This window comes from Zwartia lucis (genome assembly GCF_965234455.1).
GTDB lineage: Bacteria > Pseudomonadota > Gammaproteobacteria > Burkholderiales > Burkholderiaceae_B > Zwartia > Zwartia lucis.
On sequence record NZ_OZ248473.1, the window covers coordinates 371186 to 385743 of the forward strand.

Here is a 14558-nt window from a genome sequence, read left to right on the forward strand (position 1 = left end):
AGGCTTACTTTTTACGAACCGGTGGCAAGTCTGTGCAATGCCCTTCGGCCGCCTCTGCCGCGAGCCCGATCGACTCACCAAGCGTGGGGTGTGGATGAATCGTTTTACCAATATCCACAGCATCAGCGCCCATCTCGATCGCCAGGGCAACCTCACCGATCAAATCACCTGCGTGGGTGCCCACAATCCCACCACCCAAAATCTTGTGGGTCGTGGCATCAAACAACAGTTTAGTAAAGCCCTCATCACGACCATTGGCGATCGCGCGCCCAGAGGCGGCCCAAGGAAACACACCCTTGGTGATGGCAATGCCTTCTTGTTTGGCTTGATCTTCAGTCAATCCTACCCATGCAATCTCAGGATCGGTATAGGCCACAGAAGGAATGACACGTGCATCAAAATAACTCTTTTGACCCGCGGCGACCTCAGCGGCAACATGGCCCTCGTGCACAGCTTTGTGCGCAAGCATCGGTTGCCCAACAATATCGCCGATCGCGAAAATATTGGGCACGTTGGTCCGCATCTGTCGATCAACCTCGATGAAACCACGGTCGGTGACCACGACACCCGCACGGTCAGCGGCGATTTTTTTACCATTTGGCGTGCGACCAACGGCTTGCAGCACCAAGTCATAGCGCTGAGGCTCTTTAGGCGCGCCCTCGCCTTCAAACGTCACATAAATGCCGTCTTTTTTAGCGACGGCACCGACGGTTTTCGTCTTGAGCATCAAATTGTCAAAACGATGGCCGTTCATTTTTTGCCAGACTTTGACGAGATCGCGGTCCGCGCCCTGCATCAAACCGTCCTGCATCTCAACGACATCGAGACGTGAGCCGAGCGCGGAATAGACCGTCCCCATCTCAAGTCCGATAATGCCGCCGCCCACGATCAACATTTTTTTGGGAATACTGCGCAACAGTAAGGCGCCTGTCGAGTCCACCACACGCTCATCCTCAGGCATGAAAGGTAGTTTGACGGACTGACTCCCAGCTGCAATGATCGCCTGACCGAAAGCGATGGTTTGCACACCCTTGTCCGTTTTGACGCTGAGGTGGTTCGCCGTCACAAACTCGCCCAACCCTTGAATCACCATGACTTTGCGAGCTTTGGCCATGCCGGCTAAACCGCCTGTTAATTTACCAATCACGCCGTCTTTGAATGCGCGCAACTTATCCAGATCGATCTTAGGCTTCGCAAAAGAAATACCGTGGGCTTCGAGTGCCTGGGCTTCCTCCAACACAGCGGCGGTATGCAGCAAGGCCTTGGAGGGAATACAACCCACATTCAAACACACGCCACCTAGCGTGGCGTAACGCTCAACGAGCACAACGTTCAAACCAAGATCGGCGGCCCGGAAGGCTGCGGAATAACCACCGGGTCCCGCGCCAAGCACCAACAAGTCATACCGACCGTCTACGTTGCCAGCAAAACTAGCTGTCGCAGGCAAAGCAGCCGCAGTCGGTGCTGCGGTAGGTGCGGCTGCTGCAGCAGAACCAGCCGCCATTTTCATGATGACCGAGCCTTGCTTGACCTTGTCTCCGACCTTCACAGAAATGCTTTGGATCACACCCGCTTGCGCACTCGGGATCTCCATCGAAGCCTTATCTGACTCAACAGTGATCAAACCTTGATCCGCTTTGACTGCGTCTCCGACTTTGACGAGGAGCTCAATGACTTCAACGGTATCGAAATCACCAATATCGGGAACGACCACATCGATTGGATTGCTCATGGCAACTCCTTAAAGCGCGATACGGCGGAAGTCCGCCAGGAGGCTGCCAAGGTAGGCATTGAAACGTGCGCCTGACGCGCCATCGATCACACGATGATCATAGGAAAGCGAGAGCGGCAAGGTCAGCTGCGGCACGAAGGTCTTGCCGTCCCAGACGGGCTTCATATAGGAACGGGATACGCCCAAGATCGCGAGTTCGGGGGCATTGATAATGGGGGTGAAATGGGTGCCGCCGATACCACCGAGTGAGGAAATCGAAAAGCATCCACCTTGCATTTCAGCGGGAGAAAGTTTTCCGTCGCGGGCTTTTTTAGCAAGCTCGCTGCTCTCATTGGCGAGCTCGATGATGCCTTTTTTATCCGCATCACGAATCACGGGTACGACAAGCCCATTGGGAGTATCCGCCGCGAAGCCAATATGAAAATATTGTTTCATGATCAGCTGATCGCCATCAAGCGAGGCATTGAATTCGGGGAATTTCTTAAGGGCTGCCACGCACGCCTTGATTAGGAACGCGAGCATCGTGACCTTGACACCGGACTTTTCATTCTCTTTGTTGAGTGTGAGGCGCAAGGCTTCGAGTTCAGTGATGTTGGCTTCGTCATTATTCGTAACGTGCGGAATCATGACCCAATTGCGGTGCAGATTCGCGCCGGAAATTTTCTTGATGCGAGAAAGCGGTTTAGGCGTGACTTCGCCAAATTTGGTGAAGTCGATCTTCGGCCAGGGCAACAGGTCAAGCCCCCCCATGGAGGCGCCACTGGAAGCGCCGCTAGATGCGCCTGATCCACCCGCTGCACCGGCCAAGGACTGTTTCACGAAATTTTGCACATCTTCTTGGAGGATACGTTGCTTATTGCCCGTACCTGTCACAAGATTCAGATCAACGCCCAATTCACGGGCAAATTTGCGCACTGACGGTGAGGCATGGGCCATACCACCCGTCGATACGGGCATTTCCAGTTTGCCTGCTGCAGGCGCGCTGGACGGTGAAGTCGCCAGCGCGGAGACCGCCGCCGACACGCTAGCGGCGGACGCGGTTGCAGGTGCAGGGACAGCGGCAGGTGCAGGTACGACAGGTGCAGTAACAGGTGCAACTGCGGGCGCGGCTGTGGCGACTGCTGCGGGTGCTGCGGGTGCAGGCGCAGCGCCTGCGGCAGCGGCTTCAACGTGCATCATCACGCTGCCCTGCTTGACCTTATCACCCACCTTGACTTCGATGGACTTGACCACACCACCGATCGAGGTGGGGATCTCCATCGAGGCCTTGTCGGACTCGACGGTAATCAAGCTTTGTTCTGCTTTAACGGTATCGCCGACTTTGATCAGGATCTCGATCACCTCGACGGTATCGAAATCCCCGATGTCCGGAACTTGAATAGCTGTGACGTTGCTCATGTCAGGTCTCTTTATCAGGCGTATTGAGGATTGGCTTTGTTGGGATTGATGCCATATTTCTTGATGGCAGCCGCCACTTGGCTCACCGGTACCTTGCCATCGTCGGCCAACGCGCGCAACGTGGCCAACACGACAAAGTGACGATCGACTTCAAAATGCTCGCGCAACTTGGAACGGAAATCCGAGCGCCCAAAGCCATCTGTTCCAAGGACTTTATAGTCGCGACCACGCGGCATGAAGGGACGGACCTGATCGGCGAACAATTTCATGTAATCCGTTGAGGCAATGATCGGACCTTCGGTCTTTTCAAGCAGGCTTGAGACAAAAGGTGTTTGAGGTTTGCCGGTTGGATGCAACATATTGTGACGTTCGCAATCCAAACCATCGCGACGCAACTCCGTAAAGCTCGTCACGCTCCAGATGTCAGCCGAGACGCCCCAATCATTTTCCAACAGCTCAGCGGCCGCCATGACCTCACGCAAAATCGTACCGGAACCCAGTAGTTGAGCACGCAGTTTATTTTTACCGCCTTTTTTGAGGCGATACATGCCCTTGATGATGCCCTCTTCGTCGCCCTTTTTCAAACCGGGCTGCGCATAGTTTTCGTTCATTACGGTCAGGTAAAAGAACACATTTTCTTGGTCTTCGACCATGCGCTTTAAACCATGCTGAATGATGACGGCCAACTCGTGCGCAAAGGTGGGATCGTAGGAAACGCAATTAGGAATGGTCGAAGAGAAAATATGGCTATGGCCGTCTTCGTGCTGGAGTCCTTCACCGTTTAGCGTGGTGCGACCTGCAGTCCCTCCTAGCAAGAAACCTCTGGCTTGCATATCGCCCGCAGCCCAGGCCAGATCACCAATGCGCTGGAAACCAAACATCGAATAGTAGATATAAAACGGGATCATGATGCGGTTATTCGTCGAGTACGACGTCGCAGCGGCGATCCAAGAACTAAACGCACCCGCTTCGTTGATGCCCTCTTGTAAGAGCTGTCCATCGGCGGCTTCGCGGTAGTACATCACCTGGTCTTTATCGACGGGGGTGTACTTTTGTCCCTCAGGGGCATAAATACCAATCTGACGGAACAAGCCTTCCATACCAAAGGTACGGGACTCGTCTGCCAAAATTGGCACCACGCGTGGACCGAGATCCTTGTCACGTAGAACTTGATTGAGCACGCGCACAAACGCTTGTGTGGTCGAGATTTCGCGACCTTCGGCCGTTGGATCCAGGACAGGTCTCAAAACCTCAAGAACAGGCGCTTTGAGTGTCTCGTCAGCACGGGTCCGGCGCTTGGGCAAGTAACCGCCCAAGGCTTTACGACGCTCGTGCAAGTACAGCATTTCGGGAGAGTCTTCGGCAGGTTTGAAGTATGGGACTTCCTCAATCTTGCTGTCTGGAATCGGGATGTTATAGCGATCGCGAAACTCTCGGATGGTGTCCGTGTCGAGCTTTTTTTGTTGATGTGATGGATTTTTGGCCTGAACCATATGTCCCACGCCATAACCTTTGATGGTTTTGGCCAGGATCACGGTAGGTTGTCCCGTGTGCTTGGTGGCGGCAGAAAATGCGGCATACACTTTGTGCGGGTCGTGACCGCCACGATTGAGGCGCCACACATCCTCATCGCTCATGCGTGACACCATTTCAAGTAGCTTAGGATGCTTGCCAAAAAAGTGTTCGCGTACGAACTTACCGTCGTTGGCTTTATAGGCCTGGTATTCGCCGTCGACAGTGTCTTCCATGATCTTGCGCAGGATGCCTTCTTTGTCGCTGGCCAACAAAGGATCCCAGTAGCCACCCCAGATCATTTTGATCACATTCCAACCACTGCCCCGGAAGTCGCCCTCTAGCTCTTGAATGATTTTTCCATTGCCGCGCACAGGACCATCGAGTCGCTGCAAGTTGCAATTGATCACAAAAATCAGGTTATCGAGCTTTTCACGCGAGGCCAAGCTGATCGCACCCAAGGACTCGGGTTCATCCATCTCGCCATCACCGCAAAACACCCAGACCTTGCGCTGACTCGTGTCTGCGAGGCCGCGCGCATGGAGGTATTTGAGAAAGCGTGCCTGGTAGATCGCCATCAACGGGCCCAAACCCATGGAGACCGTTGGAAACTGCCAGAACTCGGGCATGAGCTTGGGGTGAGGATAGGAAGACAAGCCTTTGCCATCCACCTCTTGACGGAAATGATCCAGTTGCTCTTCGGTCAACCGACCCTCAAGATAGGCACGTCCATAGACACCCGGCGAAGAGTGCCCTTGGAAATACACCAAGTCCCCGCCTCGCTCAGGGGTATCCGCATGCCAAAAATGGTTTTGACCGCAGCCGATCATTGTGGCCAGAGAGGCGAAGGAGGCGATGTGGCCACCGAGGTCTCCGCCATCAGGCGGGTTGTGCTTGTTGGCCTTAACGACCATCGCCATGGCATTCCAACGGATGATGCTGCGAATACGCGCTTCGAGCTCAAGGTTGCCAGGCTGTGTGGGCTCTAAACCAACGGGAATCGTGTTGAGATAAGCAGTATTAGGAGAAAAAGGAATATGCGCACCAGAGCGGCGTGCCAAATCTGTCAGGCGCTCTAAGAGAAAATGCGCACGCTCTGGACCTTCGCGGTCCAACACGGCTGCCAAAGCATCTAGCCATTCTTGCGTTTCCAGCGAATCGACGTCGTTCGCGGCATTGAAACCGGCAGCTTGTGGTGCCATGTGAATCTCCTGATTCGTAGGTTCTTTTAAATGAGAGCCTAACTGTTTTTTGGGTATTTGCCGCATTCTAGGTATAACTTTTGGTTGCGGCAACAAAAATTTCACAAGGCGGTAAGTATTTTCGCATTATGAAACGAATAAGGGCAATCCCCTGTCATAACCTGACTAAAATGCACTAACCATCCTTTCGCGTGAAATATGTCCGCCCCCCCAAAGTCTGTCATTGCTGCGCCCTTTATAGATCAGGCTCGCCTTCGCCGGCGTCGCTGGTATTGGCTCACGCCAATGCTGATCCTGATCCTGTATGCGTGTGTGATGGGCGCCTTCTTTTGGCTTCAGCGCATCCAGGATGGCAGCGTGATGTTTATCACGATCGATCAGGAGATGCGCCAACACCGTTTAATTTGGGTGGTCATTGCACTGTCGGTGGTGATTGTGATCGCGCTGCTGATTTTGTTGCGCTACACGCGATATCGCTCAGAGGCCGAGGCCGCGTTAATCGCGGAGACGGGCTTTAGGCGTGCCATGGAAAACTCTATGTCAACGGGGATGCGCGTGTTAGATCTCGAAGGACGTATCGCCTATGTCAATCCGGCGTTTTGCCGCATGATTGGGTGGAATGAAGCGGACCTCATCGGCAGAATGCCGCCCTTCCCCTACTGGGTTCCTGGCATGCACGACTCGCATATTCAAACGTTGGAAAGCGTGTTAGCTGGCAAAGCACCGAGCAGTGGCTTAGAACTCGAAGCGCAACGTCGAGACGGTTCGCGTTTCAACGCGCGCATGTATGTCTCGCCACTCCTTGATCCACAAAACAACCAAATCGGCTGGATGACCTCCATGACCGACATTACAGAACCCAAGCGAATCAGAGAGGCGCTGACTGCAGCCCACGAGCGTTTTATGACGGTTCTTGAAGGGCTAGATGATGCGATCTCTGTGACCGCAGATACGAACGAAGGTCTTGAGCTCTTGTTTGCCAATCGTACTTACCGACGATTGTTTGGCGCACAGACCAATGGTCATGATGAATTGCTAGCGGGTCGCCGCGGACGTTATACCGACGAGTCTGTTGAGATTTTTTCGGCCTCAGTACAAAGATGGTTTGAAGTGCAGCACCGCATGCTGGCCTGGACAGACGGGCGACGCGTCAGGCTGCAGGTCGCCCGTGACATCACGGAACGTCGTCAGCACGAAGAAACCTCCCGCATTCAACAAGAAAAGATTCAAATTACCAGTCGCCTGACCACCATGGGTGAAATGGCTTCTTCATTAGCCCACGAACTGAACCAACCCCTGACCGCGATCGCCAACTACAGCATGGGCGCGGTCGCCATGGTCAAATCAGGCAATGCCAACATGGAAACCCTGCTGCCTGCTTTGGAAAAAGCAGCCGCTCAAGCGCAGCGCGCGGGCAAAATCATCAGCCGTATCCGGGACTTTGTGAAACGCAGCGAACCACGTCGTCAGGCGATCCAGATTCAAACCGTGATGGATAACGCCATCAGTCTTGCCGAAATTCATTCCCGCAAGCGCCAAGTGGCGATCAGTCACAAGGTGCCCGAGAATTTACCAGACGTCTTTGCCGATCCGATTCTGATTGAACAAGTGTTATTGAACTTGCTTAAAAATGGCTTGGAATCGATGGAGCACAGCGCGGTTGAAACCCTGGTCGTCGCCGTCACGCTGCATGACAATCAAATCGAAGTCGCCGTCACGGATCGTGGCCACGGACTTTCGGACCCAGAACGCCTGTTTGAGCCCTTCTTTAGCACTAAAACCGAGGGGCTTGGCATGGGTTTGAATATTTGCCGCACTATTATCGAGTCTCATCATGGTCGCCTTTGGGCGGTCAGCAATCCAGAAGGCGGAACAACCTTTCGCTTTACACTGCCTTGTGTTTCAAGCCTTGAAGCGCAAAAGCACCTTCAGTCCGAGGAGTTACTTACATGAATGCACCCCAAACCGCGAGCACCGTTTACATCGTTGATGATGACGAAGCTGTCAGGGACTCCTTGCGTTGGCTGCTCGAAGCCAACAACTATCGGGTTCGGGCATTTCCAAGCGGTGAAAGCTTTTTGGCTGAGTATGACGAGAAACGTCCTGGTGTGCTGATCGTGGATGTGCGTATGCCTGGCATGAGCGGTTTAGAGTTGCAAGAGCAACTGATCGCTCGTAAATCAACCATGCCAATCGTCTTTATTACTGGACATGGAGATGTACCGATGGCCGTGTCCACCATCAAAAAAGGGGCGATCGACTTTCTTGAAAAGCCCTTTGACGAAACCGACCTGCGTGAAATCGTTGGACGGATGTTCGAACAAGCCAATGAAAGGCTCTCGCAAGCACAAGCCCAGCGTGAGCATGAGGCCATGCTGGCACGCCTGACCGCACGTGAACAACAGGTGCTCGAGCGCATCGTTGCAGGTCGACTCAATAAACAGATCGCCGACGACTTAGGCATCAGCATCAAAACAGTCGAAGCGCATCGTGCCAACATCATGGAAAAACTACAAGTGACCACGGTCGCAGACCTGATGAAAGTCGCCCTCAGCAAACCCGAGATCTCCGCATGACGGCACGTGTCATTGATGGTGTCAAGCTCGCGGCCACGATACGCGAAGAAGTTGCTCAGCGTGCGGCGGCCTTGACTACCGCAGGAACAAAACCTGGTCTTGCGGTAATCTTGGTCGGTCAAGACCCGGCCTCGAAAGTGTATGTAAAAAACAAAGTGGCCGCCTGTGAAAAGGCAGGTTTGCACTCAGTCCTCGAACAATATGGTGCCGAGATGACGCAGGAGGCACTGCTCGAGCGTGTTCGCACACTGAACGCAGACCCTTCTATTCACGGGATCCTGGTGCAATTGCCTTTACCTGCGCACATTGACGCGCACCTCGTCATCGAAACCATCGCCGCCAACAAAGACGTCGACGGCTTTCACATTAGCAATGCCGGCTTGCTCATGATCGGTAAGCCGCTCTTTAGACCCTGCACACCATACGGTGTCATGAAAATGCTCGAGTCCGAACAAGTTTCTTTGAGAGGCGCAGTCGCTGTGGTGATTGGCGCAAGCAATATCGTTGGAAAACCGATGGCCATGCTGCTGCAAAGCGCAGGCGCGACGGTCACGATTTGTAACTCCAAAACAAAAGACCTGGGCTGGCATACTCGCCATGCGGATATTCTGGTTGTCGCCACGGGCAAGCCTAAAATGATTGATGCGAGCATGGTCAAAGATGGGGCGATTGTGATTGATGTCGGCATTAACCGCGAGGCAGATGGAAAACTCTGTGGTGATGTTGATTTTGAAAGCGTAAAAACTGTCGCCGGAGCCATCACGCCTGTGCCTGGCGGTGTAGGACCCATGACGATTGCGATGTTATTGGTCAATACGGTCGAGGCCGCTGAACGCGCTCAACAAAGGTAGGCTACAAACATGAATCCTCTTCTCGTCCCAATGGATACATTGGTCGATTACGCATCGATCACTCCAAACCACGTCAGCCAAGCCATCGAGCAGCTCCTGGCCAAAGCACGGACCGCAATCGATGTTGCCGCCGATCCCTCGCTCGCGCCCACTTGGGACGCGATCGTGACACCGCTTGATGATGCCTCGGAGCCTTTGTGGCGCGCGTGGTCAATCGCTGGCCACTTAAATGCCGTGGTCAACACACCCGAGTTACGCGATGTCTACAACAAGATGCTCGGACCGATCAGTGAGTTTTCAACCTGGGTCGGCTTGCACGAGGGTCTCTACAAGCAGTATCAGCGCTTGCGTGACGTCGAGGCGTTTCCAACATGGTCTGCAGCCCGTCGTCGGGTCATTGACCTTGCGTTGCGCGACTTCAAGCTCAGTGGCGTTGAATTACAAGGCGAGGCACGGGCGCTTTATGCCGCAAACTCAGATCGTCAATCTCAAGTTTCACAAAAGTTTTCTGAAAACGTCCTGGATGCGACCGATCGCTGGTCACTCGTCATCGAAGACCTCAAACGTCTAGACGGCATCCCCGAAGACACTCTGGCTTCGCTCAAGGACCCTTTGGCTGATCGCTGGACGCTCAACCTCAAAATGCCTTGCTATTTACCGGTAATTCAATACGCGCACGATCGCGAATTACGTCGCACGCTCTATCATGCCTATGCCACGCGCGCCTCAGATCAGGGCGATACGAGCTTGGACAATTCTCCGTTGATCGAACAAGCACTTTCTTTACGTGCCGAAGAATCCCAGCTCCTGGGTTTTCAGCATTTTGCAGACCTGCGCCTGCAAACACGCATGGCCGACAGCGCCGAAGAAGTCATGGACTTTTTGCGCCAGCTCGCCAAACGCGCAAAACCCTTCGCCGAACGGGATCTCACCGAGCTCAAAGCGTTTGCCAAAAGTGAACTGGGATTGACCGAGTTACATCCATGGGATGTCCCCTATGCTTCCGAACGGCTGCGTGAAGCACGCTACGCGTACTCAGAAGATGAAGTCAAGCAGTACTTTACCGAGCCTCGCGTCTTGAGTGGACTGTTTGAAGTCATTGAGACCTTGTTCGGCGTCAAACTAGTGCCCTACACACTGAACGGCTGGCATGAGGATGTTCGGGCAGCAACAGTTCTGAATCACTCAGGTGAAATCTTGGGTTATCTGATGTTGGATTTATACGCGCGATCCGGAAAGCAAGGCGGTGCTTGGGTCGACAGCGAACGCAATCGTCGTAAACGCTTGTCAACAGTTCAAACGCCCGTGATCTATTTGACGTGCAATTTTGCCCGTCCTCAAGGCGATCGCCCTGCGTTGCTCACGCATGATGACGTCATCACACTTTTTCATGAGAGTGGTCATGCCTTGCACGCGTTGCTCTCTGAGGTGGACGAGCCCGGTGTTTCAGCTTTTGCGGCCGTTGAGTGGGACGCCATCGAGCTTCCTTCGCAGTTTATGGAAAACTTTTGTTGGGAGTGGCAGGTGCTTCAGCGCTTGACCGCACACATCGACTCGAATGAGCCGCTGCCTAAAGACCTTTACGATCGAATGAAAGCCGCACGTAATTTCCAAAGCGGTATGCAAACCGTGCGTCAAATCGAGTTTTCACTGTTTGACATTCAGTTACATAATCGTCGTCAGGGTCTATCGATTGCCGAGGTTCTCACACAACTCGATCAAGTCCGAGAGGAAGTCGCGGTGATACGCCCTCCTAGCTGGCATCGGTTTCCGCATAGTTTTTCACACCTTTTCGCGGGTGGTTACGGTGCGGGCTATTACAGTTACAAATGGGCTGAAGTCTTGTCCGCCGATGCCTTTGAAGCCTTTGAAGAGGCGGCAGCGCGCAGTGCAGTCTCGGCTCACCAAGCCTCGGGACATCTTGGTACGCTCGATCCAGAGACAGGGATGAAGTTTCGTCGTGAAGTGCTGGCGGTGGGTGGCACACGCCCTGCGGCCGAGTCCTTCAATGCCTTTCGCGGTCGCCCCCCAAAGATGGATGCTTTGCTGCGTCATAGCGGTATGCTCGATGCGTCCAAGCCCGATGCGTCCATGCCGCTAGTGACTTAACAATGTTTCATCTTTTTCGCATGCCACTCAACGCCATCATCAAGCGCACCATGATGGGTCTCATGGCGTTGAGCATCATGTTTTTAGCGGGGTGTTCTGATCCCACTCAGAAATGGTCTCTCTATGATGTGTCCGGACATTTACCAGACTTAAGGTTTTCTCTGGTTGGTGAAGGCAATAAGTCCATCACTCAACACGACCTCAAAGATAAAACCGTCCTGATGTTTTTTGGCTACGCCAGCTGTCCTGACGTCTGTCCGACAACGATGGCACAACTCACCGAAGTCTTGGAAAAACTAGGTGACGACGCTAAAGATGTACGTATCATCTTTGTCAGCGTCGATCCGCACCGTGATAAACCCGATGTGCTGCAAGCCTACGTGAATGCCTTTAACAAGAACGCGATTGGTTTAACCGGGAGTGAAAAACAGGTTGCCGATCTTGCACGCCGCTATCGTGTTGCCTATCAAATTGAAAAACCCAAGCCGGGTGACGATGCAAAAATCTATGATGTGACGCATAGCCGTGGCGTCTTTATTTTTGATAAGACGGGGCGTGCACGGCTGCTTGCACCCGATACAGAAAAGGTCGATGTAGTCACTCAGGACCTGCGTCAACTGATTTTGATGGGCGTATAACCGGCCTGCTTGATCGCAAGCTCAACTTGCTGAGCATCATGCGCACCTGAAATCGTGACGGTATGGGTGGGGACATCGCATAAAACACTCGCCTCAGGCGCCACACTGTGTACACTAACTGTAATAGTCTTCACGCAGTGATTGCATGTCATATCACTAACTTGGAATGATGTCATGAGCATGATCCTTCATATTTAATGGCATCTGAATCGTTTGATGATTTCAGCATGGTAGTGCAAATCTCCCCCAAGGTGACAGAACGCCACATTGAGTTGGCGATCAAGGGGATGACCTGTGCATCCTGTGTGCTGCGGGTAGAAAAAGCACTTGAAAAAGTAGCTGGCGTCGCTCTGGCTCAGGTGAATCTGGCGACACATCGTGCCTCCGTTAGTGTTGATGCATCCGTCCAAGCGCCGCAGTCGCTGGTCAATGCATTGCTGGAGGCCTCAGAGAAAGCGGGATACGAAGCCTCCTTGATTGACGGTGCTCAAGCCACAGAGGATGGACTTGCGGCCGAGCAAGAACAAGAAGCCCATGCGCTCAATCGCGCATTGACACTCGCGCTGGTTCTGACTTTGCCTGTTTTTGTCCTAGAGATGGGCGCGCATCTGTTTCCCGCCATCCACCACTTGATTCACGACACAATCGGCCTGCAACGCAGCTGGTGGTTGCAAGCACTGCTCACCACCCTGATTCTGTTGGGTCCTGGGCGCAGTTTTTTTACCAGAGGCTTTCCCGCGTTGTGGCGGCTTGGTCCAGACATGAACTCTCTAGTCGCACTGGGCGCCTCGAGTGCTTGGCTGTATTCCATGGTGACGACGTTTCAGCCGGCATGGTTACCGCAAGGAGCTCGACACGTCTATTTTGAAGCGGCTGCGGTGATCGTCACACTTATTCTGTTGGGGCGACTCCTCGAAACACGTGCACGTGGACGAACGGGCACTGCAATTAAACATCTCATCGGGTTGCAACCTAGGCAGGCTCGCGTCATGGTCGAGGGCGTGCCCACAGATATCAATATCGACTTGGTCAAGCCTGGCGACTTGATCTTGGTGCGTCCGGGGGAAAAAGTGGCGACCGATGGCGTCGTGACTGAAGGACAAGCTTATGTTGACGAGTCTATGATTACTGGTGAGCCGATCCCTGTCACCAAGCACCTGGGTGAGCGCGTCACGGCTGGAACACTCAACACGACGACAAGTTTTACCTACCGCACCACCCACACCGGGGCGCAAACGGTTCTAGCCCGCATTATTCGCATGGTTGAAACGGCGCAAGGCGCGAAGCTCCCGATTCAAGCTGTCGTGGATCGTGTCACGGCGCGTTTTGTGCCGGTCATCATGCTGTGCGCATTGCTGACTTTTTTAACCTGGCTGGCGCTAGGACCCGCACCCAGCCTCAGTTATGCGCTCGTCAATGCTGTTGCCGTGCTGATCATTGCCTGCCCTTGCGCAATGGGACTGGCCACGCCGACCTCGATTATGGTGGGAACGGGTCGGGCCGCGGAGTTGGGCATTTTATTTCGACAAGGTGAAGCACTACAACGACTGCGCGATGTCACGGTGATCGCTTTTGACAAGACCGGTACGTTGACTCAGGGACGGCCTACGCTGACCGACCTGGTCGTTTTAGATCCCCACTATGACCGCGCAATGGTGCTTGCCTGGACTGCCGCCATGCAACTGCACTCTGAGCACCCTATCGCTCAAGCGATTGTCGCGGCTGCGAATACAGAAAGGCTGCCCTTGCCTGCCGCGCGTGATTTCAAGGCCACCACAGGTGCAGGGGTGGCGTCCACGGTTGGCAACAAATCTCTGTTGTCAGGTGCACAACACTTTATGCGGATGCATGGAATCAGCACTGAAACACACAACGCACTGACCGAACAATGGGCAGCACAAGGCAAAACGCCTATTTATCTTGCCGTCGATGGTCAACTGGCCGCAATGATGGCGGTTTCTGACCCGATCAAATCAAGTGCGGCGTTGGCGATCAGCGCACTCAAACAGCTTGGTCTAAAGACCGTGATGATCACAGGAGATCACCCACTCACCGCACAAGCAGTCGCTGCACAGCTTGGGATTGACGAGGTACATGCACAAGTTTTACCCGAGGGAAAGGTCGCTCTATTGCTGCAATTACGTGCCCAACATCAAACGATTGCTTTCGTGGGAGATGGGATCAATGACGCCCCGGCACTGGCCACGGCCGATGTGGGCATCGCCATCGGCACTGGGACCGACGTCGCGATCGAGGCGGCGTCCGTGGTGCTCATGTCCGACAATCTGATGGGAGTCGCCACTGCCGTCAAGCTTTCACGCCATACCTTGAAAAATATTCATCAAAATCTTTTCTGGGCGTTTGCCTACAACGTCGCGCTCGTTCCGGTTGCGGCGGGGGTGCTTTATCCGAGTTTTGGCGTGCTGTTGTCACCGGTTTTTGCGGCAGGCGCGATGGCCTGCTCCAGTGTTTTTGTGGTGGTCAACGCCCTGAGACTCAAGCGCATCCGACCGGCAAGCTAGTGACTTGCCGGGAGCCTT

The 14558-nt window shown here is 53.8% G+C and carries 10 protein-coding genes; 6 read left to right on the plus strand and 4 right to left on the minus strand.

Features of this window, described 5'->3' with window-relative positions; translation table 11 throughout:
- Positions 1-4 precede the first annotated feature (4 nt).
- From lpdA to aceE, 3 genes are read right to left on the minus strand one after another with little or no spacing between them, the layout of a single operon-like run.
- A complete protein-coding gene (lpdA, locus tag AC8GE9_RS08215; protein WP_506676671.1) occupies positions 5-1732 on the minus strand; it encodes a dihydrolipoyl dehydrogenase in 1728 nt (575 codons plus the stop codon).
- 9 nt (positions 1733-1741) lie between these two features.
- Complete coding sequence (gene aceF / locus AC8GE9_RS08220) at positions 1742-3130, minus strand: dihydrolipoyllysine-residue acetyltransferase (protein WP_506676672.1); 1389 nt, start codon at positions 3128-3130, stop codon at positions 1742-1744.
- A 14-nt stretch (positions 3131-3144) separates the two neighbouring features.
- On the minus strand, positions 3145-5844 hold the full coding sequence (aceE, locus tag AC8GE9_RS08225) for a pyruvate dehydrogenase (acetyl-transferring), homodimeric type (RefSeq protein WP_506676673.1): 2700 nt from the start codon (positions 5842-5844) through the stop codon (positions 3145-3147).
- A gap of 198 nt (positions 5845-6042) precedes the next feature.
- On the opposite strand from aceE, the gene AC8GE9_RS08230 reads away from it, so the two are divergent.
- Genes AC8GE9_RS08230 through AC8GE9_RS08250 form a run of 5 tightly spaced genes read left to right on the plus strand, consistent with a single transcriptional unit; the run spans position 6043 to position 12018 of the window.
- Entirely contained in the window at positions 6043-7797 is a 1755-nt protein-coding gene (locus AC8GE9_RS08230; RefSeq protein WP_506676674.1) for a PAS domain-containing sensor histidine kinase, read from the plus strand.
- Positions 7794-8420 carry a response regulator transcription factor gene (locus AC8GE9_RS08235; RefSeq protein ID WP_506676675.1) on the plus strand — a complete coding sequence of 209 codons (627 nt, stop codon included), beginning with the start codon at positions 7794-7796 and terminating at the stop codon, positions 8418-8420. Before AC8GE9_RS08230 ends, AC8GE9_RS08235 begins: the two co-directional genes overlap by 4 nt.
- Positions 8417-9271 (plus strand): bifunctional methylenetetrahydrofolate dehydrogenase/methenyltetrahydrofolate cyclohydrolase FolD, encoded by an 855-nt coding sequence (gene folD, locus AC8GE9_RS08240; RefSeq protein ID WP_506676676.1) that lies wholly within the window; start codon positions 8417-8419, stop codon positions 9269-9271. Before AC8GE9_RS08235 ends, folD begins: the two co-directional genes overlap by 4 nt.
- Positions 9272-9280: 9 nt before the next feature.
- Positions 9281-11380: a M3 family metallopeptidase gene (locus tag AC8GE9_RS08245; RefSeq protein WP_506676677.1), complete on the plus strand. Its 2100-nt coding sequence runs from the start codon at positions 9281-9283 to the stop codon at positions 11378-11380.
- Between the two features lie 20 nt (positions 11381-11400).
- On the plus strand, positions 11401-12018 hold the full coding sequence (locus tag AC8GE9_RS08250) for an SCO family protein (RefSeq protein ID WP_506677137.1): 618 nt from the start codon (positions 11401-11403) through the stop codon (positions 12016-12018).
- Here AC8GE9_RS08250 and AC8GE9_RS08255 read toward each other — a convergent pair.
- Positions 11994-12152 (minus strand): heavy-metal-associated domain-containing protein, encoded by a 159-nt coding sequence (locus AC8GE9_RS08255; protein WP_506676678.1) that lies wholly within the window; start codon positions 12150-12152, stop codon positions 11994-11996. The genes AC8GE9_RS08250 and AC8GE9_RS08255 overlap by 25 nt on opposite strands.
- A gap of 93 nt (positions 12153-12245) precedes the next feature.
- On the opposite strand from AC8GE9_RS08255, the gene AC8GE9_RS08260 reads away from it, so the two are divergent.
- Entirely contained in the window at positions 12246-14540 is a 2295-nt protein-coding gene (locus AC8GE9_RS08260) for a heavy metal translocating P-type ATPase (protein ID WP_506676679.1), read from the plus strand.
- The last annotated feature ends 18 nt before the right edge of the window (positions 14541-14558 follow it).